Raw genomic sequence first — 21856 nt, 5'->3', positions numbered from 1 at the left:
GCCGCCGGCCGTCCAGGCTCCTGGTGCTGGAGTTGCGGGGGTACCATTTAATGAAACATCTGATTCATTATTTCGCCAATTCGGGCGTGCGGGCCCGACTCATACGCGTTCGCCACACATTTGCTGACGATGGGCCGTCACTGTGATGACCGTGACCACTTCGCCGATCTCAGATAAGACATGGACATGACCTCTCCTGTCGGGGGTGTGGACCACGACGGCGCCACGGACAGCCGAGCGACGGCGGAGATCAACTTGTGGTCCACGACGATGGGGCTGACTTTCGACGAGGAGCGGTTTCGACCGCTGGTGGCCAGGGCTGCGGAGCGGGCTGTGCGGCATGGCGTTCGCCTTGGCCAGAGCATGCATGTGGGGCCGACCGGCTTGGAGCTCGCCCTGGTGATCGATGACCCCGAGATTCGTCGGATCGCTCTTGAGCGGGAACCTGACGATGCGTCGGACTACCTTCGTCGGGTTCAACCAGCCATCAGGAGCAAGCCGCCCTCCTGAGCCAGGCGCCGTCCACCGATCGGGCCATCACCGGCCCGACATCGGAAGCCCTCCCCCAGCTTCAGGTGCTGCGATGCCTCGAGCCGGTAGGCGTCTTGGTTGCGTCGTGTGTCGGCAACTGGACATCCGTGGGCGCTCGCGGTCCTCGGCTCAGATGTTGCGTTTCTGGCGGAGCACTGGCATCCGGCCGACGCTGAAGGCCTGGGGCGGCCACTAGGAGGAGGCTCCGCAGGTCACGCTTCGCCTACAAGGCCAGCGGTGTAAAAGGCCCTCTCCCGCTACTTCAGCGCGTGCCCGACGCTGAGGTGAAACGAAGCCAGCCTCACGGAGACGACCATGGGAAGTGTCGTTGGATGGTATTCACACGGCGTCGACCTGACCGATGAGCGATCAACGTTCTCTCGCATGGTCAGTGGCCTGTTCGGCTCGGTAGATGACTCCGTCGAGGCAATGGTGACGCCGCCGCTGGCACTCGCAGTACAGCGGCCGGCTCCAAGAGCCGGGGACGAACCAACCGGCCGACTCGCGTCGATCAGCACGACGACGGGCGTGGTCACCGTGGGAATGAGCGGGGAGATCTACAACCGGACCGAGCTGGCAGCGACGCTTCGACGGCGTGGGCATCCTGTGAAGGCCGACAACGACGCCGAGCTCCTTCTATACAGCTACCTGGAATGGGCCGACGGGATGCCTGACCACTTGGATGGTGTGTTCGCTGTCGTGGTTTGGGACGAGCGGTGTCGGCGACTGACTCTGGTAAGGGATCGCCTGGGCGTCGAACCCCTCTACTACGGCCGGTTGAGGGACGGCGTGGTGTTCGGTTCGGACCCTGCAGATCTCTTCGCGAACGGTAGCGTCCCTCGCCAAGTTGACATCGAGTCGATGCGCGACATGTTCACCTTCACGACGTCTCGTAGCACCTCACCTTGGAAGGGCCTCACGCAGGTCGAGCCCGGGGGAATCGTGACCGTTACGTCTGATCGGATTCGCTCGCACATTTACTGGCGGCTGACCGCACGTCCACACTCCGACGGTTGGGAGGACACGGTCACCTACGTCCGCGGACGCCTCAACAGCATCCTGCGCCAACAGCTGTCGGACGTGGCACCGTGCGCACTTCTCTCAGGCGGGCTGGATTCGAGCGCGATGACCGGGCTCGCAGCTCGCCAGCTGGAAGGTGAGAAGCCCGTCCACACGTACTCCGTGGAACATGCCAACACCGGCACCGAGACTGCGGACGCGCCGTTCGCTAGAGCTGTGGCGCGGCTTGTGGGTTCTGAACATCACCAGCTCGCCTACACATGCAGTGACCTCTCCGATCCCGACCTGCGCCGCAGAGTGATCATGGCTCGCGGCGGCCCCGTCGGATGGGGCGACGCCGATGCTTCGCTCTATCTGGCCTTCAACCACATTGGCCAGACGTTCGGGACGGCACTGTCCGGAGACGGCTCCGATGCACTCTTCGGCTTCCATCCATCCCTGGAACAGCGCGCCTTCGCCGCCCGGGTGATCCCATGGCAGGAAGCGAAACTGGTCGAGTTCTGGTCGGAACCACTTCACCCGCAGCTGCGCAAGGCTCTGGACCTCCCGACAGCGATGACCGACCAATACCAGCAGGCGGTGGCGGAGATTGAACACCTTCCCGACGCGGACAACGTGGAGAGGCGCATGCGGGAGATGTGCTACCTGGACCTGGGCTGGCACATGCGGACGGTGTTGGAACGCCGTGACAGGATCGCCCGCGCGACGGGCCTGAACGTGCGGGTGCCCTTCTGCGATCACAACCTGGTCGAGTACATGTACAACGTGCCGTGGTCGCTGAAGACCTTCGACGGAAGGGAGAAGAGCGTCTTGCGGCACGCAGCGCTGGACGTCATACCGCCCTCGGTGGCACAGCGCCGCAAGAGCGGGTATCCGTTCATGGAGGACCCGGGCTACACATCAGCATTACAGGACCAAGCGGAGGAGATCTTGGCGCAGCCGGACAGCCCTGTCTTCGACATCGTGGATCCGGCGTGGGTGGAGTGGGCGGTCGATGCGGAGATACCGCGGGACTCGTTGAGTCTGCGTTTCGGCCTGGACAAGGTGCTGGACCTTCACCATTGGCTGGACCTGTACGAGCCCGAGTTGCTGCTGGACTAACTCTCCACACGGACCCGCACCTTGAGGCTGACGTGTTCACCTCGCAGGCCGACACCGTGGACGGTGGCGACGTAGAGGCCGGCTCGGTCGTAGGAGTGGGTGATCCCGCCGTTGGGTGCGATGTCGGCCGTCGTGCCGTCGCCGAACTCGATGGCGGTGCCGACGACGTCTCGTAGTCGGCTCCAGAACTCCACCGGCGTCCCCGGGTGAATGGCACGGGGCGGGCTGTAGTGGACCCAGCCGCGGGGTACGTCGCTGCGCACGGTGGGCTCGTAGACGACGACGGAGATCGCGTCGCGATCCTCGCCGCCGTCGGCCGTCCGTACGACCAGTTCCTCGGCGAAGTATCCGGGCTTGCCGTACACCACGTTGGTGATCGGGCCATGGACGACTTGCCCGTCGTGCAAATGCCACTCGTAGTCGACGATGGCGGTGCCGGGCCGGGCGACGGAGCGGGTGCCGTCGAGGCGATAGGTGTGGCCCGTGAGTGTGTAGCCGAACCCGCCGGCCATGGCGAGGACCGTGTCGGTGTAGGTGCGGAAGTACGACTCGAGATACATCGGGTACGGGCTGATGGGGCTGCCGCCGCGGAAGACGTCGACGTGCAGATGGGGGTCGTCGTGCTGGGACTTGGACCCGTCGCAGGTCTGGCCGGTGAGCCCGATGGGCGAGCCACGGTCCAGGCGTTGGTGCGGCCGTATGTGGGGCCGGATCGTGTCGATGTTCATGTGCGCGTATCGAACGGCGACTCCGTGCCCGACGTCCAGGAGCACGTAGTTGCTGTCAACTGGCTGCCCGGGCTCGGGTGACTTCCGGACGGTGGCATCAGCGACAGCAAGTACTGGAAGCCGGTCGGGAACGGCGCCGAGGTCCTCGCCGCGGTGGTAGTAGTAGGTGTTGAACGGGACCTGGGCTCCCCAGGTGTTCTGGTAGGTGCTGCTGCGCCATCGGTAGTTGCCGATCGGGAACACGAGGTCGCCTGGACCCCACGTAGCGTCGGCTGGCGCGGCGGAGAATCGGACAGCCTGGTCGACACCGCTGATCGGTCGGAATTGGCTCGGCGATCGCGCCCAATCTCGGGTCGTCTCGACGTAGAGCCGCACTTGGCCGATGGTGGTCGGTCGTTCCCCCGGTCGGCAGGTGAGCGTCATGGGTTCACCGTCGATCTCGACCCTCACGTCGGCGGCGACATAGATTGCGTTGTTCGGGGAGACTCCGGTCCAGAAGTCCGGCTCGGTGTCGTGGCCTACGGCCCGGAGCGTGACGACCACATCCCCCTCGGGTGCGTGCAGGCGGGCGGCCTCACCGACGTTCAGGTCGAACTGGCTCGGCCAGGGTCCGTTGACGAGGACCTGACGCGCGCTCACGGCTGCGCTCCGCTCGGAACGGACGCCTGCGGCACCGCGGCGAGAAGAGCGCGGGTGTAGTCATGGCTGGGATCGCCGGTGACCTGTACAGTCGGCCCTTGCTCCACGATGCCGCCTTTCAGGAGCACCGCGGTTCGGTGCGACATGTGGCGGACGACGTCGATGTCGTGGGAGATGAGCAGGTAGCTGAGGTGGAGTTGCTGCTGAAGATCGAGCAGTAGGTTCAGGATCTGCGCCTGGATGGACAGGTCTAGCGCGCTGGTCGGCTCGTCACAGACGATGATCTGGGGTTGGTGGATGATGGCGCGGGCGATGGCGATGCGTTGTCGCTGCCCGCCGGAGAACTCGGCCGGGTAGCGGCGGACAGTGTCCGGGGGCATACCGACTCTGGCCAGGCCGTCGGCGACACGGGACTCGGCGGCGGCTCGGCGAAGTCCGTGCACGACGCGCAACGGCTCGGTGAGGGTGTGTCCGATGGTGCGGGACGGGTTGAGGGAGCCGTACGGGTCTTGGAAGATCACCTGGATGTGCCCGCTCAGTTCCCGGCGCTGGCGGGCGGAGGCTTGGGTGATGTCACGACCCTCGAAGAGGACGCTCCCGCCCGTCGGCGCGACGAGTCCGAGGATGGCGTTGCCGATCGTCGACTTGCCCGAGCCGGACTCGCCCACCAGCCCGAGGGTCTCACCCGTGCTGACGTGCAGACTGACGTGGTCAACCGCGCGGACCCGAGAGTCGCCCCGGCGTCGCCCGGGATAATCCACGATCAGGTCTCTGACCTCCAAAAGCGGCTCGGTCACGGGGCCTCCAGGCGTGCGATCTGATCATGGTGGAGACAGCGGGTGAGGTGTTTCGGTGCGGCCTCGGCCATGGCGATGGGGGCGGCGCCGCAATCCGCGGCGGCGAGCGCGCATCGAGGTGCGAAATGGCAACCGGCCGGCCAGGCGCCCGGCGCGGGTACGGCGCCTGGAACCGCCCGTAGGTGTTCCAGCGGAGTCGCCTGATGCGGCGTGGACTGAAGCAGGCCGACGGTGTAGGGGTGCGATGGCGACCTGAACATGGATGCGACGTCGCAGGTCTCGACCACCTGCCCGGCGTACATGACGTTCGCCCGGTGGCAGGCCGTCCCGACCACGCCCCAGTCGTGCGTGATGAGCAGCACAGCCATCCCGCGCTCGCGTTGCAGCCGCTGCAACAGTTCGAGGATCTCGGCTTGGACGGTGACGTCCAGAGCGGTGGTGGGCTCATCGGCGATGAGCAGATCCGGGTCCCCCGCGAGTGCCATGGCGAGGGCGACCCGCTGGGCCATGCCGCCGGAGAGCTCGTGGGGGTAACGGCGCGCGACCCGGTCGGGATCGCGCAGACTGACGCTCGCCAGCAGCTCGAGAGTGTGCGCGCGCGCCGCCGCGCGGGATCCGCCGTGATGCCGGCGCACTAGCTCGCTGACCTGTTGACCGACGGAGAACACGGGGTCGAGGCTGGAGATCGGGTCTTGGGCGATCATCGCGATGCGCGAACCACGTAGCTTCTGGATGGTCCGAGGCTGTGCCGACGTGAGGTCGGTTCCGTCGAACCAGATCTGCCCCGTGGTGATTTGTGCGCCGGCGGGCAGCAGACCCAGCACCGCGCTCGCGGTGATCGATTTGCCGCATCCCGATTCGCCAACCAGTCCGACAGTCTCGCCGGCCTCGACGTCGAGGTTGACGTCGTCCACCACGGTGGTGAGCGCTCCATTGACTGGCAGCGCGATCGACACGTGGCGCAGTCTGAGCAAGGCTGTCGGCGCTGGCTCGTCACCGGCGGGCGAGGAGACCCGTGCGCGGTTCGCCACGGCATGTGCTCGCCGCGACCTGAAGGCGGTGCGGCCGGTGCGTTCTTCCGTCGCGTCGCGGACCGCGTCGCCGAGCAGCGCGAACGCCAAGGTCGCCAGACCGAGGGTCGCTCCGGCCGGCACGAGCAGCCATGGCTGCTGCTGCATGACCGTGCTGGCCTCGACGATCATGCCACCCCACGTCGGTGTCGGCGGCTGAGCGCCGAACCCGAGGTAGGCCAGTCCGGCGTCGACGAGCAGGGCCGCACCGCAGAACAGGGAGAACTGCACCAGGATCGGGCCGGTCACTCGGGGGATCACGTGGTGGACGATGATGCGCCTGTTCGGAAGGCCGGAGACCTGAGCGGCCGCGATGTACGGCTCGGCCCGGACCGCGAGGGTGACGGCCCGCATGACGCGGGCGAAGCCCGGCGCTGTAAGCACGCCGAGGGCAACCATCGCCACGGTCATGTTCCCGCCGAACACGGCGAGGACGACCAGCAGGATGATGAGTCCGGGAATCGCGATCATGATGTCCACGACCCCGGAGATCGCGCGGTCGACCCAGCCGCGGTAGAAACCGGCCGCGAGGCCGCCGACCAGGCCGACCACGAGGAAGGTCACCGCGGCGATGGCCGCGTTGAGGAGACTGATCCGGCCGCCGTAGATCAGCCGGCTGAGGACATCTCGGCCCAACGCGTCGGTGCCGAGGAGGTGCTCGGCGGATGGCCCGGCCAGCACACTGTCCAAGTCCAGATCGGCCGGGTCGAACGGCGCGACGGCCGGTGCGGCGATCGCGGCGACGACGAGCAGCACGAGGTAGGCGAGCGACATGACTGCCAGTGGGCGGCTGAGCGCCGACCTCCACGCCCGCCGGGCGGAACGGGGCGAATCGCCGCCAGCTTGGCTTGCGGCGTGTGGCGTTGTCTTCGGACTGGTCGGATCGGTGGGTTGCTGCGTGGTCGATGTGGTGGTCGTCATGGCGTACGCACCTTCGGGTTGAGCCAGCCGTAGGTCAGGTCGACCACCAGGTTCGTGACGATCACCACCAGGGTGAGTACGACCACGACTCCTTGCATGACGGGCAGGTCGTGTTGGTTGCTGGCCTGGACTGCCAGCCGCCCGATGCCGGGAAGGGCGAATACGTTCTCGATGAAGACCGCGCCGCTGAACAGGCCGATGAACACCAATCCGACGAGCGTCACCACCGGGATGGCGGCGTTGCGTAGCGCGTGCCGCCACACGATCGACACTTCTGATGCGCCGTTGGCGCGCAGCATCCGCACGGAGTCATGCGTCAGCGCGGTGAGCATGGAGTCGCGTGTCTGCTTGGCGAAGGTGGCCGCGCCGGCGACGACCAGCGTGGTCACGGGCAGGACCAGGCTCTCCGCCCAGCCCTGCGGCGAATCGGTGAACGACACGAAGCCCGTCGCGGGCAGCAGACCGAGTGTGACCGCGAAGAGGGCCATGAACAGCAGGGCCAGCCAGAAGTTCGGCAACGCGGATCCGAGCAGCGACAGGACGTCCACGGCCCGGCCCAGCCGCCCGCCGCGGACGGCGCTGACCACGCCGAGCCCCACCCCGACGATGGCGGTGGCGAGGGTTCCGAGCGCGACCAGCGACAGCGTGACCGGTAGCCGGCTGCTGATCGCCGCGGTGACGTCGAGGCCACTGACCGGTGACGTGCCGAGGTCCCCGGTAACCGCGCTGGTGAGCCAGTTCCAGTACTGAACCAGCAAGGGCTGATCCAGCCCGAGTTCATGACGCAGCTGCAGGTACTGCTCCTCGGAGTAGCTGCGCCCGACGCTGCCGGAGCCGGATCCGAGGATGGTCTCGGCCACGTCACCGGGTGCGAGGGACTGCAGGATGAACGTCAGAAGCGAGATGACGAAGAGCAGCACGGCGGAGATGGCGAGTCGCCGTGTGATGAGTCGGAACATTGTTCGGCCTCCTTCCTCGGTGGTTCACAGTTCCGGTGTGGGCTGCTAGCCCGCCGGACGGAACTCACTGACGAGGGGCACGCTGACGAAGTCGACCCACGGCACCTCCACCACATCACTGTTGAACAGCACGGACTCGCCATGCAGCACGATCGGGAGGAACCAGGCGAGTTCAGCCACCCGGGCGACGATCTGCTGGTCGAGGTCTGCGCGGGCGTCCTCGTCGGCTGCGGCGCTCTGCTGGTTCAGATCGACCAGGCGCTGGTCGAGGGTGTCGAAGGCGTTGTTGGTCGCGTCGGGCAGCCAGAAGTTCGAGGCCATCCGATATGGGGGCTCGACCCCCCAGCCGAGGTAGAGCGCTCCGTAACCACGGTTGGTCGTGTCGTCGGCCTGGTACTGGTCCGGGGGTATGGCGTCGATCTTCATGTCGACGCCGATCTCGGAGAGATTGTCTGCGATGGCCTGGGTCAGTCGGACATGCTCCTCGGATTGCGGGATCCGGACGGTGAAGGCGAAACCGTCGGCAAACCCGGCATCGGCGAGCAACTCGCCGGCACGGTCCGGGTCGTAAGGATAGAAGGGCTCGTCGTGCCAGCCCGGCTGACCCGGAGCGGACAACTGGTCGGTCGGACGGCCGGAATCGCCGACGAGGGCGGTGACGATCTTCTCCCGATCGACGGCGTAGTTGAGCGCCTGGCGTACCCGTACGTCGCCCAACGCCGGCGATGTCTGGCCGGCACGGTCGATGAGGTTCAATCCCAGCACGATGGGATAGCCGGGGCCGGTCGCCGCGAGCCCGGCCGCCTTGCCCGCCTCCACAGCGGCGAAGGTGACCCGAGCGGCATCGAGCTGGCCGCTCTGCATCGCTGCGAGTGCGGCGCTCTCCTCGGGCATGTAGTGGATCGAGACCTTGTCCCAGACGACGTCATCGGGATTCCAATAGGTGGGATCCGGTACCAGCGCGTAGTGATCGCCGAGGACCGTCTCCGCCGGGTCGATCATGTACCGGCCGACGCCGTGGGTCTCGGTCGCCAGAACGCTCGGGTCTGCCAGCGCGGCAGGGCTGATCAGCAGACCGGGTCCGCCTGGGCTCTGGCTGAACAGCTCGGGCATCAGCGGGTTCGGTTCGGAGAGGTGCAGACGGACCGTGAGCTCGTCGACCACCTCGATCTGCGAGATGAGCGCGAGGTGGGGAGCGGACTGGCTGCCGACCGCCGGGTCGCGGCGGTACTCGATGTTGGCCTTGACGGCCTCTGCGGTGACCGGTTCGCCATCGGTGAAGCTGACATCGGGGCGCAGAGCGATCTCGAACGTGGTGTTGCCGGTGCCGACGTAGCCCCAGGAGGTTGCCAACTGTGGCTCGTAGTTGCCGTCCGGCGCCTTGCGGATCAGCATGTCGTAGGTGAGGAGGGTGACGTTCCCGCCTCCTCGCGCGGGATCCAGCGAGTCGGGGGCGCTGGTCCGGTCGTGGTAGCGCAGGATGCGAGCGGCGGCCGGATCGCCGTTGGCGCCGTCGGCGGACGTTCCGGTGTCGTTGGAGCCGGAGCATGCGCTCAGCGCAGCGGCGCCGGCGGTGATCCAGAGGAAGTTCCGTCGCGACAGGTGGGTGTCGTGCGCCATGATTTCTCTCCTCATCGAGGTGGTCATCTCATGCTGACCACGGTGGGCGGTGGGGATCAGACCGGTTCCGTCACGGTCGTGTGAGGACGGTCGTGGGTCCATGGCGGGCTGCATCTGTACCGTGTGGTTCCGGGGCGGGCCTCTGTGGTCTGTTCGTCGGGCAAGGTGACCTCCGCGGTGGTGCCGGGCGGGACCGTGACCTCGAGGGTGAACTCGTCATCTTCGATCTGCCACGCGACCTCGATCCGCCCGAACGGGGAGTCGTGTGCCGCACGGACCCACTCAATGCCGGGACCGGGGCGTGGGGCGACACGGAAACGGCGGTAGCCGGGCGTCTCGTCCAGGATTTGGATTCCAGCGGTGTAGCGGTGCAGGAAGGAGATCACGGCGCCCTTGCTGTAGTGGTTGAGCGAGCCGACACCTGCCGGCGCGTTCGGTTGGCCCTGTGCGTCGAGGCCGGACCAGTGTTCCCAGACGGTTGTGGCCTTCCGGTCGATCATGGTGAGCCAGGACGGTTCGGTGTCCTGGAACAGCAGTTCGTGCGCCACGTCGAGGTGGCCGAAATCCGCCAGCACGGGCAGCAGATACGGCGTGGCGAGAAAGCCTGTGTTCAGGTGGGTGTCCCTATCGCGGACCAGCTCGACCAGCCGCGACGCGGCCGCCGACTCGAGTTCGCCGGGGACGAGGTGGAACGCGAGTGCGCGCACGTAGCTGGCCTGGGTGTCGGGTGTGATGGTGCCGTGGGCGTTGAGGTATTCGGCTTGCCATGCCTGACGGCTGTGCGCGGCCAAGCGCCGGTATCTAGTCGCTTCCTCGTCTCGGCCGAGGATGGTCGCGATCTTGGCCAGGAGGTGGGCGGAATGGTGCAGGTAGGCCGTCGCGATACTGCCTGGGTCGGCCGCACGCAGCTCGGCCAGTATCGACTCGACCGGGGCCGGCCGGGCCTGTCCCGCGGTTCCGCCCGGTTCCAGCCATTCGCCCCAGTGAAATCCGGTGTCCCACAGGAACTGCTCGTGCGGCGCCGCCACCGGCCGTGCTGCAGCGCGACGGGGGTGTCGGCCGGTGCGAGCCGAACGTGCGGCGTAGTCCACCCACGCGGTCATCGCCGCCCACTGATTCTCGAGCAGGCCACGATCGCCGTAGGCGCGGTAGATCTCCCACGGCACCATCACCGCAGCGTCGCCCCAGCCAGCTGAGCCTGGCGGATGGACATGGTCCAGGCTCGGGTTCGGGGCGCTGTGCCACACGACTCCGTCCGGTCGCTGGTCAGCGGCCAGATCACGGAGCCATTTCGCGGTGAACCCTGCGACGTCGTAGAGAAACGCTGCCGTGGGCGCGAAGATCTGCCAGTCGCCGGTCCACCCGGCCCGTTCCCGGGTCGGACAGTCGGTCGGGATGTCGCAGGCATTGCCGCGGAAGCTCCACACCGCCGCCTCGTGCAGGCGATTGATGCGCTCGTCGTTGCAGAGAAACCAGCCCGTACGGCGCATATCGGTGTGCACGACAACCCCGGTGACGTCGTCGGCGCCGATACCGCCGACGTCGCCCTCGATGCGCACATACCGGAAACCGTGCGTGGTGTGCCTGGGCTCGAACACAGCGTCCTGGTCGTCTGCCGAGGTCACCATGTCTTCCTGGAACGGCCGGTGGTGCTTCCCTTCAGCTCCCGCAAGGTGATCGATCGTCACATCGCCGTCGAGGTCCAGCGCTTCCCCATGCGTGAGCTTCAACGTCGTCCCGGCCGAGCCAAGCCTGGTGAGCCGGATCCATCCATTGATGTTCTGGCCTAGGTCGACCACCAGGCGGTCGCGGGCCAGGCGGGTCATTGCAATCGGGCGCAACTCGTCGACCCGGCGGACCGGCGGAGCATGCGAGCCCGTGAGACGGGTGAAGTCGAGCGTGCGCGCCTGCACCGGACCCCATCGAGTCATGTCGCTTCCGGGTGTGGTCCAGCCAGGTGTCTCCTCGTTGAAATCGGTGACCTGGCCTTCCTGCAGGTTGGCGGCCCGGACGGCGCCGCGGGTGCAACGCCAGGCCGGGTCCGTCCCGATCCGAATCGGCGACCCGTCCCGGTCGTACACGTGTAGCTGCGCGAGGAGCGCCACCGGAGCGCCGCGGGTGATGGGGGCCCACTTCAGCCAACCACCGGAGACAACGGCGCCAAGCACGTTCTCGCCCGGCAGTAGCATCTCGGTGACGTCATACGACTGCACCTGCAGGACGGTGGAATAGCTGGTGAACCCGGGCGTCAGCTCACGGTCCCCGACACGGGAGCCGTTGATGAAGAACTCGTAGATGCCCTGTGCGGTCACGTGGAGGCGGGCGCGCCCCACCTGTGGCGGGAGCACGCACGAACCGCGCATCTGCCATACGTCGTGCGGCGCCGGCGCTGAATCGGCAGGTGGGCAGATCCACTCAGCGACCCAGTCGTCCGCCCGCAGCAGACCCATCTCCCACCACGACGGCGTCGACCAAGGACTCTCCCCGACGTCGGTCCAGACCTTCACCGCCCACTCCACCTGGTCCTCGCTGTGCAGCGCCGGCCCGGCGTAGGACACCAGACGGCTCTCATCGGACTCGACGCGTCCGGAGTCCCACGCCCCAGCTCGCACTTGGTAGGCAACCTGAACCGCGGCATCGGACGGTAGACGCCATGACAACCGTGGCGCCTCCACGGTCACGCCCAGGTGCTCGTCGAGGTGCTCTACCCGTAGGTGCGTTGGGGGTGCCGTCATCTACGAACTCCTCGCATACTTGATGGCGCCGCATTCGGACGTGGAGCAGTCCGGCGCCGAAGAGCCGGTCGGAACGGGTCACGTCAGGGACGGGTGTGGGCCCGCAGGAGACTCCTGGGTGTCCTGCGGCGACACCGGACAGTCACCTCGGTGCCGTCTACCGGTCAGCTTGGCGTAACACTTTCGACTATCGCATGACGGTTTCATTCGACGACACTCATGATTCGACTACGATTGTTCCCGAAACACGGGGGTGTTCATGACCCGTCCGCCGGCTGTAGGAGGCGCTCGGTTCGAGGACTATGGCCATGGGCTGTCCGCGTTCACCTTCCGGCGTCACGTGGACTCCCATGGTGAGCCTGACCTGCGTGATTCCGGATTCCATACGCACCTGGAGATTGAGATCCATCTGGTGGAGTCCGGTGAGATCACGCTGGATTGCGCGGGGCTCGAGGTTCGGCTTGTCCCTGGCGACGTGCTGGCCTTCTGGGGCGGCGTGCCGCATCGTGATGTGGACCCGAAGCCGCCGTTGACCGTCTACCACGTTGCGCAGGTTCCGATCGTGAACGTGCTGGCGTGGGCGAGTTCGGCGCCGGTGTTGGGCAGGTTGCTCGACGGCGAGCTGGTCAAGCTGGTCCCGTCGCCAGGGCAGCTAGCCGTGAGCGGCCTGGACTTCGCCCGCTGGAGCGCGGATGTGGCGGGGAGGGACCCGCACCTGATGATGGCCGCAGAGATGGAGTTGCATGCGCTCCTGCTGCGACTTCTGCACCACACGCCCGGCGCTGCGGCGACTGTAGGCCCTCGCGTCAACCGCGCCGCGGCAAATGTCGTGGCCAACGCGATCCGTTACGTCACCCGGCACTTCGGCGAGCACATCACCGTGGACGACGTCGCGCGAGCCGTCGGGCGCAACCGTGATCATTTGACGACCACTTTCCAGGCCGTCTGCGGGATCACGGTCAAGGGCTATGTGGTCCGTCTCCGTCTCGCCGAGGCGCGACGGTTGCTCACCGCGACAGATCTACCCATCAGGGCTGTAGGGCACCGCTCCGGATTCGGTTCCACGGCCAGGCTCTACGAGGCATTTCGTAGCCATTACGGCATGACCCCTGCGATGTACCGACGCCAGGCCCTTATCCGGTGATCGCGACCGCCTGCTCGACACAGGCATGCAGGGCGTCACGCCACGACCGCATGGGCGTCAGGCCGGATGCGACCCAGGATCGGTTGGACAGCACTGAGTAGCCCGGTCGCTGGGCAGGGCTTGGATGTCCCACTGGCGTACGCGTCCGAACCCTGCCAGGATCCGCGCCGACCTCCTCGAAGAGTGCGCGTGTGAACCCATGCGGCGTTGTATGCCCGGCGTTCGTGCAATGCAGCAGGCGCAGCGACGGCCCTGCACTGTAGGCGATCTCCCACGCGAGTTCGGTCAGCGCCGCAGCGAGGTCAGCCGCCCAGGTGGGTGAGCCGCAGCGATCCTCGAGCACGGTGACGTCGCCTGTGCCGGCCGCACGCCGCAACGTGGTGGGGACGATGCCCGACCCGCGGGCGCCGTACAGCCAGGACGTCCGCACTATCCATGATCGCGCGCCCGAGCCCAGAACGGCGTCCTCGCCCGCTGCCTTCGACCTTCCGTATTCGTTCCTCGGCCGGCGGTCGTCCTCTGGGCGATAAGGAAGTTCGACGTCGCCGGCGAACACCTGGTCCGTGGAGATGTGCACCAGCGGCACAGCGCAGCTCGCGCACGCCTCGGCCACGGTCGCGGCGCCCTGCGCGTTCACGGCGAAGGCACGGGCAGGATCCACCTCGGCCGTGACGACATCTGTGTCGGCGGCGGCGTTGATCACGAGGGGTAGGCGGCCACGCCGGCTTGCATGACCAGCGAGCTCGCCGACCGCGTTGGCTACGGCGCGGTGATCTCTGACGTCGAGCTCTCGGGATCCCGGGGCGATGACGTCGACGTCGGCATCGGTGCCGCGCGCCAGAGCAGTGCCGACCTGGCCGGTGCCTCCGGGCACCAGGATCGTGAGCATGATGGCCACTCCTGCAGGCAGCTGCGCTGACAGGGGCTCGGCAGCGCCACGCCACGGCCATTGCGAAGTGCTCGCGGATGCCTCAAGCGCGACAGGTCCACCTACCCCACCCAAGATCAAGCTTGCACTCATGGGCACGCATTGCGCTAGGGGCCAGTTTCGGATTCATCGATCGCCCATCACCGGCCGATGCGGGTTTCGTCTTGCGAATCAGGCGTGTCAGGGCGCTAACATACGAGCAATTGAATCGTCTCAGGTCGGCTGTCGTGCCGGGTAGTCCCTTGTGCGGGCGTCCCGGCGCGGACGACTCCGATCAGCCCGCTCCGCTGGACGGGCCGGGCCGTCACTGTCCTCAACACACGGAGGTCTCATGAGAAGCGCTGTCCCGCTCACTCGCACCGCCGCCGGGCTGCGCGAGCCGGCACGAGACGTGCCCGTGTACGCCGAGGTCGACGTTCTCGTCGTCGGTGGCGGCCCGGCAGGGATCGGCGCAGCCCTTGGTGCCGCGCGCTCAGGCATGAGGACCCTGCTCGTTGAGCGATACGGCTGCCTCGGTGGGATCTGGACAGCCGGCCTTCTGAACCCGTACTTCGACGCGGCCGGTAAGGGCGGCATCCCCGAGGAGATCATCGACAGGCTGCATCAGCATGGTGGACGGCGGGCGGTCCAAGACTGGGACGACGTGTCGATGATCGCCAACGTCTTCGACTTCGAGTCGATGAAGTACGTCCTGGATGTGATGACGGCCGAGGCTGGGGTGCGTCCCCTCTTCTACACCTCGGCGGTGGCGACCGTCGTCGACGGCGGCCGCGTCGCCGGCGTGGTCGTGGAGAACAAGTCTGGCCGCTCTGCCATCCTCGCCGGCGTCACCATCGACTGCACGGGCGACGGAGACGTCGCCCATCACGCAGGATGTGAATACGAGATGGGCCGGCTCGATGACGGCCAGCTACAACCGATGACGCTCCAGTTCACAGTGCAGGGAATCAGCTGGCCTCGATTCGGTGAAGCCTATGACGTACTGGCCCGATTCAACACACCTGAAGACCTGGCACGGATCCCATTCCGTTCTCTGGCGCCGGTGCCCATCGCCGGCCATGACGACAGCCGGGCCATGATGTGGACGCACATCCACGGTGCCGACGGCACCAACGCCGACGACCTCACGTCCGCGGTGATCGAAGGACGTCGGCAAGTGCAATCTGCCATGGTGCTGCTCGGGGCCGCGCGTGAGGTCCTCGGAGAGGGTCGGCTGGTCGCGACGGCGATGCAGGTGGGCGTGCGAGAGACGCGCCGCATCCGCGGCGAGTACTACCTGGAGCTCGACGACCTGCTCCAGGGCCGCACGTTCGACGACGGAGTCTGCGAGGTGACGTTCAACGTCGACATCCACGACCCAGACGACACCCACATGAAGACCCAGGCCGTACCGCGGTACCAGGTGCCCTACCGTTGCCTGGTTCCGAAATCCGTCGACGATCTCTTGGTCGCGGGGCGCTGCATCTCTGGATCACACGAAGCGCATGGTTCCTACCGCGTCACCGGGAACTGTGTGGCCATGGGGGAGGCTGCGGGTGTGGCGGCCGGGATGTCCGTTCAGTCCAGCACCAGACCTCGCGAGATCGACGGAGCACTTGTCAAGGCCGAGCTGCAGCGTCGCGGCGCGAAGGTCACGTAGCCGCGCGGCCCCGGAGCACTTGCCTCTGATAGCGACAGCCGGGTCGCGACCATGCCGCGCCAACTACCGAACGAGCTCCCGCCGGCTTAAGCTCGGCGCTCGTTCGCCCGGTCGAGTACAGCTTCGGCCAGGTTGCGCATGTGGCGGTCGGCGCGTCGCGTGAGATTCGCAGACGCGTCCATGGTCGTGGCGTCGTGAGCGCGCGCCAACGCGTTGTTCACCGCCGCGTCCAGGTCATCCAGTAACACCCCGTAGGGCATGTGCGGGTCCCACAACCGGGCGTAGCGATCTGGCTTGGTCGACAAGAAGATCGAGAGCGTCACTCGAGGCACCGCGTAGGCGCACGCGACGATCCGCAGGTGCAGTGAGGTCCCGATGACGATGCGGGCTCGGCTGATGTGGTCGACGAGCCGGAACGGGTGCCGGTCGCGGATCAGAGCGACGTCTGCGCCCGGAGCGATATGCAGCATGCGAGCGATGAGCTCGTGGTTGAGCGCCTCGGAATCGGCACCCTCGCGCCACGTGCCCGTCATCAGGACGCGGAGACGCAGCTTCCGGAGGTGCTCGTTGCTCATCAGCATCTCGGCGACGGCGTCAACCCCGAGCTTCGACAAAACCGGTTTGGAGATCTGGAACAGGGCGATATCGGACTCGGCGTCCCCCAACGGCGGGCGCCACGAGCTGATCGCGTGAATGGCGTCGGGTGCGAGTGTGTGCGACACCCCGATCGAGTCCAGGAGCTGGCTCGACTCGCGATCGCGTACCGAGACGAAGTCCAGCTCGCGCAGGTAACGGGCCCGCTCGTCACGACCGGCGTCCTCGTCGAGCAGGTGCGATATGCCAACGGAGTTCAACACTGTCACTGCGTCGGCGTTCAAGGGATAGGCCCGGTGCGGGGGCATGTAGGCGTGGACGACGGGAGGGATGGGCACATCCCCCATCGCGCGGCTCATGATTGCGCGCCGCTCGTCCGCCGTGCCCCGCTCGTAGCGTTCGTAGTCAGCGTCCGGCGCAGAGATCCGATAGGCGTCCTCGAGCGCGCCTGAGCCGCCCATCTCGCCTCCGACGGTCCAGATCACATCGAAGGGCTCGGAACTGAGAAGGGGGCCATAGGCGTGCACCTGGCGAGCCAGGATCGGTTTCATGTTCCAGCCGAAAGGGGCCACGGGCACGACGTCGGCGGCGGCTAGGTAGCGCTCGGTGAGGAGGAAGAACAACAGGTCGCCGAAGTTGTCGACATCGAGGGAACCGCCCGCCATGACGCGCGGCCGGTGGTTGTCTGGGTTCATGGCGCGATCTCCTCATTGCGTGGCTGGTCGGAGCCGGGAGCCGGGAGCCGGAGCCCCGCCGCGGCGGGCCTGACGCTGCCCGGCAGCGGCCCGGTGGTCGAGGTTCTTGATCCGACCGTAGGGACCGTGACTCAGCGGCCGTAGGAGGCGATTTCAGCCGCGAACGCTGACCGGACGACCTCACTGTGATCAGCTGACGGGTGCCACGAGGCGGAGATCGTCCCCTGTGACAGGCGAGGGTTGCGATCGACGATGGCATTGCTAACGGGGGCGCAGGTGGCGTAACGGCGGCAACACGATCCCGGTTTTGCGGCCGTTCACGGCGCAACCCGCCAGGCTCGGGGCCGGCCCTGGTTGCAGGCACTGGATCGCTGGAGGTCTCAGATGAACGCCCACGAGCCACGGCACCGGGCCCAGGCCGCAAGGCGGGGTCCGGTCCGCGGGGCTTCATCGCGGCCCTGGCGAATGCACTCCTGTCGGAATAGAAGGCGCCAGGCGAACTGGTGAGCGCCGGGCGCGGACCTGAGCGAGCCACGGTCCTGCTTGCTATGGTCTTCCTGGCTCAGTTCATGGTGATCCTGAACGGCGCGATCGTCGTTGTCGCCTTGCCGGCGATTCAGCGTGACCTGGACTTCGGCACCAGCGAGCTCTCGTGGGTGGTCACTGCGTACCTGCTCGGTTTCGGCGGCTTCCTGCTTCTCGGGGGGCGCACCGTCGACCTGATCGGTCACCGGCGCGCCCTGCAGGCGGGCACATTGATCTTCATCGTGGCTGCGGTTGCCGGGAGTGTGGCGGAGTCGTCCCTTCAGTTGCTGGCGGCGCGCACCATGCAGGGGCTTGGCGCGGCGGTGATCGCCCCTGCAACCTTTTCGAGCATCGTCGCGACGTTTCCGGACGGCCCTCGGCGTCAGCGTGCGATTGGCCTGTGGGCTGGTGTCACGTCCGTCGCGGGCAGCTCGGCATTTCTGCTGGGCGGCGTGTTGACCGACGCGTTGTCATGGGAGGCGGCCTTTTACGTCAACGTCCTCCTGGGGTTGGCGATCTTCGTTGGTGTGAGACGTGCGTTCCCCGAAGCGCCACGGCCAGCGCGGGTGCAGCTGGATGTGAGAGGGGCAGTGACGGTCACGGCGGCATGTGCTGCTGTGGTGTACGCCCTCGCAGCGGGACGTGACCGTGGATGGACCAGCGTCCCGGCGTTGGCCGCCGCGGCAGGCGCGACCCTGCTGGCAGTCTCCTTCGTTCTCAACGAGCGTTCCCACCCGGCGCCATTGATTCGGCTCAAGCTGGCCCGAGCACGCCGATTCGTGGTGGCCGTCCTCATCGTCTCGGTGGTAGCGGGGACCATGACGGCGGTGTCGTACTTCATGACGTTGTTCTTCCAGCAGGAACTCGGCTACTCGCCGACAAGGACCGGGCTCGCGTTCCTCGCGCCGACCGCGGCACTGTCGATCGCAGCCGTCAGTACGCGGTGGCTGATACAGCGCCTCGGCGCCTACGTGATTCTCCCGGCCGGTCTGCTCGCGCTCGCGGTTGGCGCACTCACGCTGACTCGCGTAGCGCACGGCGGGTACCTCACGTCGGCGCTGCCGGCGTTGACCGTCATGTACGCAGGCGTCGGCTGCGCCGGCGTCACAGTCGCAATACTCGCAACCGCTGATGTCTCCGCAGCAAACAGCGGCACCGCCTCGGGGGTAATCGCAACCGCCCGCGAGCTTGGCGGCGCGATCTGGTTCACGACGATTTCCGGTCTTGCTGGGGACTGGGCGTCTGCAACCGACACAGCCGCAGGAAGCGGAATGCTCGCTGACAACCAACGGCTGGCGCTTGCCTGCGCCGCAGGCTTGGCAGCCTTTGCGGCTGTGGGGGCGCTCGCCGCGTTGCGGCGGACATAGACGCACGCTGCGCGATTCAAGGCCCACATCCGGCACGTGCTGAGAGGCCGCGCCGACTTGTCCCTTCGTATCCAGAATCGAGTCTGCGCGCACATGTACGTCCCTGTGCTATTGAAACTGGCATTTCTTTCGCTTGGTGTAGATGCCTGCAGTCGATGGCGATGGGGCGCTGCGCGGGAGCCTACGGGCCGAACCCGGGTGGAGTCGGAGCCTGCCGAAGGAGCCTCCGATCCAATCGTTCTCTCGCACAGGCGGCATGGCGCTCGAGACGGCCTCACTCGCGCATCGGTCCATGGATGGGGCAGCGTCATGCGAGCCCGAGTGGATCATTGAAAATCGTCCCCTCGTGTCGCAGCGTCGAGCGGTCAACGATGGTGACAGAGGTGCATACAAGGAGATTCACCCTTGTCTGTACGCGACCACGCCGATGGGGCAGCAAAGTCGTCGGCGGTTTCGATCCGTCAAATCAGCAGTGGTGTCCACGCAATTCCCGCCCATCATCATGGGTCGTGGGGCACTTAGCAGAATCGGGGCGCAATGAAGGTATTGCTGATCACGCATGGCAGCCGCGGCGATGTACAGCCGTTCGCGGCCCTCGCAAAAGGTCTCGCCGAGGCCGGGCACACCGCCACGTTGGCGGCGCCAGCGGCGTCGGCGTGGCTGGGGAAACCCTTCTGCGACCGGGTTCTGGCGCTTCACGACGGTCCCAACGTGCTCGCGGACGACACGGAGGTCGTCAAGGGCTTGGAGTCGGTCTTTCGGGGTGTTAGCGGCAAGCGAAGGTTGCTCACAACGATCCCGAAGACCCGGAGGCTGGTCGGCGCGGTACAGGACGACCTCGCGTCGATGGCGCACGAGATGGCCCGCAATGGCGGCCGGGACTTCGATGTTGTCGTCCATCACGTGGCCGGCGCCGGCCATGACGTCGCCGAATTCCTCGGCGTGCCCTCGGTACTCATGTGCCCGCAGCCGTACTGGGTGCCGACGGGAGCCTTCCCGGATCCTTCACTTCCATGGCCGTGGCCCGCCCGCTTCAACCGGACCAGCTACTTCGCCAGCCGCGCAGTGTGGTGGGCATTCAGTGGGAGCTCGGCCAGGTGGCGGAGAAGGAGCCTGGGACTCGGCGAGCGACCTGGTGGCCGGTATCGGCAGGTCAACGGCCAGCCGACGCCCGTATTGCACCCGTTCAGCCAGTATCTGCTGCCCGGCCCAAGTGACTACCCGTCCTGGGTGCACACCACAGGATTCTGGTTCCTCCCCGCCGCCGACAACTGGTCCCCACCGGCAGCGCTGACATCGTTTCTCGCAGACGGGCCACCACCGATCTACCTCGGGTTCGCCAGCACGGTCAGCTCCGACCCGAAACGTCTCGGTCGGATCGTGCGAAACTCGGCGCGGTCGGCTGGGGTCCGAGCCGTCGTGGTCGGCGGTTGGAGCGGCCTCACGACAGCGGACGTTGGGAAGGACATCCTGCTCCTGAACGATGTGCCCTTCGACTGGCTGTTCCGTCACGTGGCCGCCATCGTGCACCACGGCGGCCTCGGGACGACAGGAGCAGCGATGGCCGCAGGCGTGCCGCAAGTCGTGTGTCCATTGCTGCCCGACCAGTGGTTCAGCGCACGCCGCATGCAGACGCTCGGGATAGCCCCGGCACCCGTACCGCAACGAGCCCTCACTGCCGACGCACTCGCCCAAGCGATTCACGCAGTGCTTGCCGACCCCCGGACCGCGGCCCGGGCCGCGGCCGTCGGCGAGCTGGTGCGCGACGAGAACGGCGTCGCTCGAGCCGTCGACATCCTCGAAACGGTTGCCCGTTCGGGCCGAATCGCGATGGACGTGAACTGGCCGATTTTCGACGCAGCAGGGACGGAAAAATGAAGGGAATCGTCCTTGCCGGCGGTAGCGGGAGCCGACTGTACCCCGTAACCCTCTCGGTATCGAAGCAGCTGTTGCCCGTTTACAACAAGCCGATGATCTACTACCCGCTGTCGGTGTTGATGCTCGCCGGCCTCAGCGACATCCTCATCATCACCACTTCACATGACCAGCCACAGTTCAGGCGCCTCCTCGGTGATGGCTCGCAATGGGGAATCCAGTTAAGCTATGCCGTCCAGTCGGAACCTCGCGGTCTAGCGGACGCATTCATCATCGGCGCCGAACACGTCGGAGACGACGCCAGCGCACTAATCCTTGGCGACAACATCTTCCACGGCCCACGACTCTCCAACCTCCTCCAAACCACTGTCAATGAGCTGAATGGTTGTTCACTGTTCGGCTACCCGGTCTCTGATCCGTCGCGGTACGGCGTAGGAGAGGCCGACCAGACCGGCAGGCTCATATCGCTTGAGGAAAAACCGGAACGGCCGCGTTCGAGCCGCGCCATTACCGGGCTGTACTTCTACGACAATGACGTCGTCGAGATGGCACGCGGATTAACGCCATCGCTGCGGGGCGAGTTGGAAATCACGGATGTGAACCGCATCTATCTCGAACAGGGCCGTGCAAGCCTCGTCGATCTCGGTCGCGGGTTCGCGTGGTTGGACACCGGGACCTACGAGTCGCTGCTTGCGGCAGGAGAATACGTACGCACCCTCGAGAACCGGCAGGGAGTGCAGATCGCATGCCTGGAAGAGATCGCCCTGCGGATGGGGCTGATCGACGCCGACCAGTGCTATCAGCTGGGCGAACGTCTTAGGACGACCAGTTACGGCGAATACATCATGGACATCGCTGCAGCGATCGTCGACCAACCACCCACCGATGCCTTGAGCCACGTGTACGACCGAACCGGAGTGACATGACGTCCTGTCCGTCCTGTCAGGCTGGAGTTTCAATCGTGGTCA

Annotated in this window: 15 protein-coding genes; 7 read left to right on the top strand and 8 right to left on the bottom strand. The window is 66.5% G+C overall.

Annotation, left to right across the window (positions count from 1 at the left end):
- Positions 1-186: 186 nt before the first annotated feature.
- Positions 187-510 (top strand): hypothetical protein, encoded by a 324-nt coding sequence (locus BLU82_RS21960; protein ID WP_157741181.1) that lies wholly within the window; start codon positions 187-189, stop codon positions 508-510.
- A 336-nt stretch (positions 511-846) separates the two neighbouring features.
- The gene (gene asnB / locus BLU82_RS21955) at positions 847-2652 is read left to right on the top strand and encodes an asparagine synthase (glutamine-hydrolyzing) (protein ID WP_092623183.1); all 1806 of its coding nucleotides are present in this window, start codon (positions 847-849) and stop codon (positions 2650-2652) included.
- On the opposite strand, the gene BLU82_RS21950 is transcribed toward asnB, so the two are convergent.
- The 6 genes from BLU82_RS21950 to BLU82_RS21925 form a co-directional block, all read right to left on the bottom strand.
- The gene (locus BLU82_RS21950) at positions 2649-3623 is read right to left on the bottom strand and encodes a peptidoglycan DD-metalloendopeptidase family protein (protein WP_172885671.1); all 975 of its coding nucleotides are present in this window, start codon (positions 3621-3623) and stop codon (positions 2649-2651) included. The genes asnB and BLU82_RS21950 overlap by 4 nt on opposite strands.
- Before the next feature lie 392 nt (positions 3624-4015).
- Positions 4016-4816, bottom strand: a complete 801-nt coding sequence (locus tag BLU82_RS21945; protein ID WP_092623181.1) for an ATP-binding cassette domain-containing protein — start codon at positions 4814-4816, stop codon at positions 4016-4018.
- On the bottom strand, positions 4813-6660 hold the full coding sequence (locus BLU82_RS21940; protein WP_231947551.1) for a dipeptide/oligopeptide/nickel ABC transporter permease/ATP-binding protein: 1848 nt from the start codon (positions 6658-6660) through the stop codon (positions 4813-4815). The genes BLU82_RS21945 and BLU82_RS21940 overlap by 4 nt, the downstream gene beginning before the upstream one ends.
- A gap of 143 nt (positions 6661-6803) precedes the next feature.
- On the bottom strand, positions 6804-7766 hold the full coding sequence (locus tag BLU82_RS21935) for an ABC transporter permease (protein ID WP_092623179.1): 963 nt from the start codon (positions 7764-7766) through the stop codon (positions 6804-6806).
- A gap of 45 nt (positions 7767-7811) precedes the next feature.
- Positions 7812-9386, bottom strand: a complete 1575-nt coding sequence (locus tag BLU82_RS21930; RefSeq protein ID WP_157741180.1) for an ABC transporter substrate-binding protein — start codon at positions 9384-9386, stop codon at positions 7812-7814.
- Between the two features lie 56 nt (positions 9387-9442).
- Entirely contained in the window at positions 9443-12121 is a 2679-nt protein-coding gene (locus tag BLU82_RS21925) for a family 78 glycoside hydrolase catalytic domain (RefSeq protein ID WP_092626131.1), read from the bottom strand.
- Between the two features lie 259 nt (positions 12122-12380).
- Here BLU82_RS21925 and BLU82_RS21920 point away from each other — a divergent pair, with 259 nt between their 5' ends.
- Positions 12381-13265 carry an AraC family transcriptional regulator gene (locus BLU82_RS21920; protein WP_157741179.1) on the top strand — a complete coding sequence of 295 codons (885 nt, stop codon included), beginning with the start codon at positions 12381-12383 and terminating at the stop codon, positions 13263-13265.
- On the opposite strand, the gene rfbD is transcribed toward BLU82_RS21920, so the two are convergent.
- Positions 13255-14154 (bottom strand): dTDP-4-dehydrorhamnose reductase, encoded by a 900-nt coding sequence (gene rfbD, locus BLU82_RS21915; RefSeq protein ID WP_092626129.1) that lies wholly within the window; start codon positions 14152-14154, stop codon positions 13255-13257. The genes BLU82_RS21920 and rfbD overlap by 11 nt on opposite strands.
- Before the next feature lie 370 nt (positions 14155-14524).
- Between rfbD and BLU82_RS21910 the strand changes: the two genes are divergently transcribed.
- On the top strand, positions 14525-15832 hold the full coding sequence (locus BLU82_RS21910; protein ID WP_092623176.1) for an FAD-dependent oxidoreductase: 1308 nt from the start codon (positions 14525-14527) through the stop codon (positions 15830-15832).
- Positions 15833-15918: 86 nt separating this feature from the next.
- Here the strand turns inward: BLU82_RS21910 and BLU82_RS21905 are convergent, their stop codons facing one another.
- Complete coding sequence (locus BLU82_RS21905; protein WP_092623175.1) at positions 15919-17121, bottom strand: polysaccharide pyruvyl transferase family protein; 1203 nt, start codon at positions 17119-17121, stop codon at positions 15919-15921.
- Positions 17122-17669: 548 nt separating this feature from the next.
- Here BLU82_RS21905 and BLU82_RS21900 point away from each other — a divergent pair.
- The 3 genes from BLU82_RS21900 (at position 17670) to rfbA (ending at position 21814) form a co-directional block, all read left to right on the top strand.
- Positions 17670-19013: an MFS transporter gene (locus BLU82_RS21900; protein ID WP_092623174.1), complete on the top strand. Its 1344-nt coding sequence runs from the start codon at positions 17670-17672 to the stop codon at positions 19011-19013.
- A gap of 537 nt (positions 19014-19550) precedes the next feature.
- Positions 19551-20891: a glycosyltransferase gene (locus tag BLU82_RS21895; RefSeq protein ID WP_092623173.1), complete on the top strand. Its 1341-nt coding sequence runs from the start codon at positions 19551-19553 to the stop codon at positions 20889-20891.
- Complete coding sequence (rfbA, locus tag BLU82_RS21890; protein ID WP_092623172.1) at positions 20888-21814, top strand: glucose-1-phosphate thymidylyltransferase RfbA; 927 nt, start codon at positions 20888-20890, stop codon at positions 21812-21814. The genes BLU82_RS21895 and rfbA overlap by 4 nt, the downstream gene beginning before the upstream one ends.
- Positions 21815-21856: the final 42 nt, after the last annotated feature.

The sequence above is a fragment of the Jiangella sp. DSM 45060 genome (assembly GCF_900105175.1).
Taxonomy (GTDB): Bacteria; Actinomycetota; Actinomycetes; order Jiangellales; family Jiangellaceae; genus Jiangella.
Note: the sequence above shows the minus strand (reverse complement) of the source record. Positions and strands in the feature narration are given on the sequence as shown.

Coding starts and splice junctions, on each gene's coding strand:
- BLU82_RS21960 (WP_157741181.1), top strand. CDS start 187: ATGACCTCTCCTGTCGGGGGTGTGGACCACGACGGCGCCACGGACAGC.
- asnB (WP_092623183.1), top strand. CDS start 847: ATGGGAAGTGTCGTTGGATGGTATTCACACGGCGTCGACCTGACCGAT.
- BLU82_RS21940 (WP_231947551.1), bottom strand. CDS start 6,660: ATGTCGCTCGCCTACCTCGTGCTGCTCGTCGTCGCCGCGATCGCCGCA.
- BLU82_RS21935 (WP_092623179.1), bottom strand. CDS start 7,766: ATGTTCCGACTCATCACACGGCGACTCGCCATCTCCGCCGTGCTGCTC.
- BLU82_RS21930 (WP_157741180.1), bottom strand. CDS start 9,386: ATGGCGCACGACACCCACCTGTCGCGACGGAACTTCCTCTGGATCACC.
- BLU82_RS21925 (WP_092626131.1), bottom strand. CDS start 12,121: ATGACGGCACCCCCAACGCACCTACGGGTAGAGCACCTCGACGAGCAC.
- BLU82_RS21920 (WP_157741179.1), top strand. CDS start 12,381: ATGACCCGTCCGCCGGCTGTAGGAGGCGCTCGGTTCGAGGACTATGGC.
- rfbD (WP_092626129.1), bottom strand. CDS start 14,154: ATGCTCACGATCCTGGTGCCCGGAGGCACCGGCCAGGTCGGCACTGCT.
- BLU82_RS21910 (WP_092623176.1), top strand. CDS start 14,525: ATGAGAAGCGCTGTCCCGCTCACTCGCACCGCCGCCGGGCTGCGCGAG.
- BLU82_RS21905 (WP_092623175.1), bottom strand. CDS start 17,121: ATGAACCCAGACAACCACCGGCCGCGCGTCATGGCGGGCGGTTCCCTC.
- BLU82_RS21900 (WP_092623174.1), top strand. CDS start 17,670: ATGGTCTTCCTGGCTCAGTTCATGGTGATCCTGAACGGCGCGATCGTC.
- BLU82_RS21895 (WP_092623173.1), top strand. CDS start 19,551: ATGAAGGTATTGCTGATCACGCATGGCAGCCGCGGCGATGTACAGCCG.
- rfbA (WP_092623172.1), top strand. CDS start 20,888: ATGAAGGGAATCGTCCTTGCCGGCGGTAGCGGGAGCCGACTGTACCCC.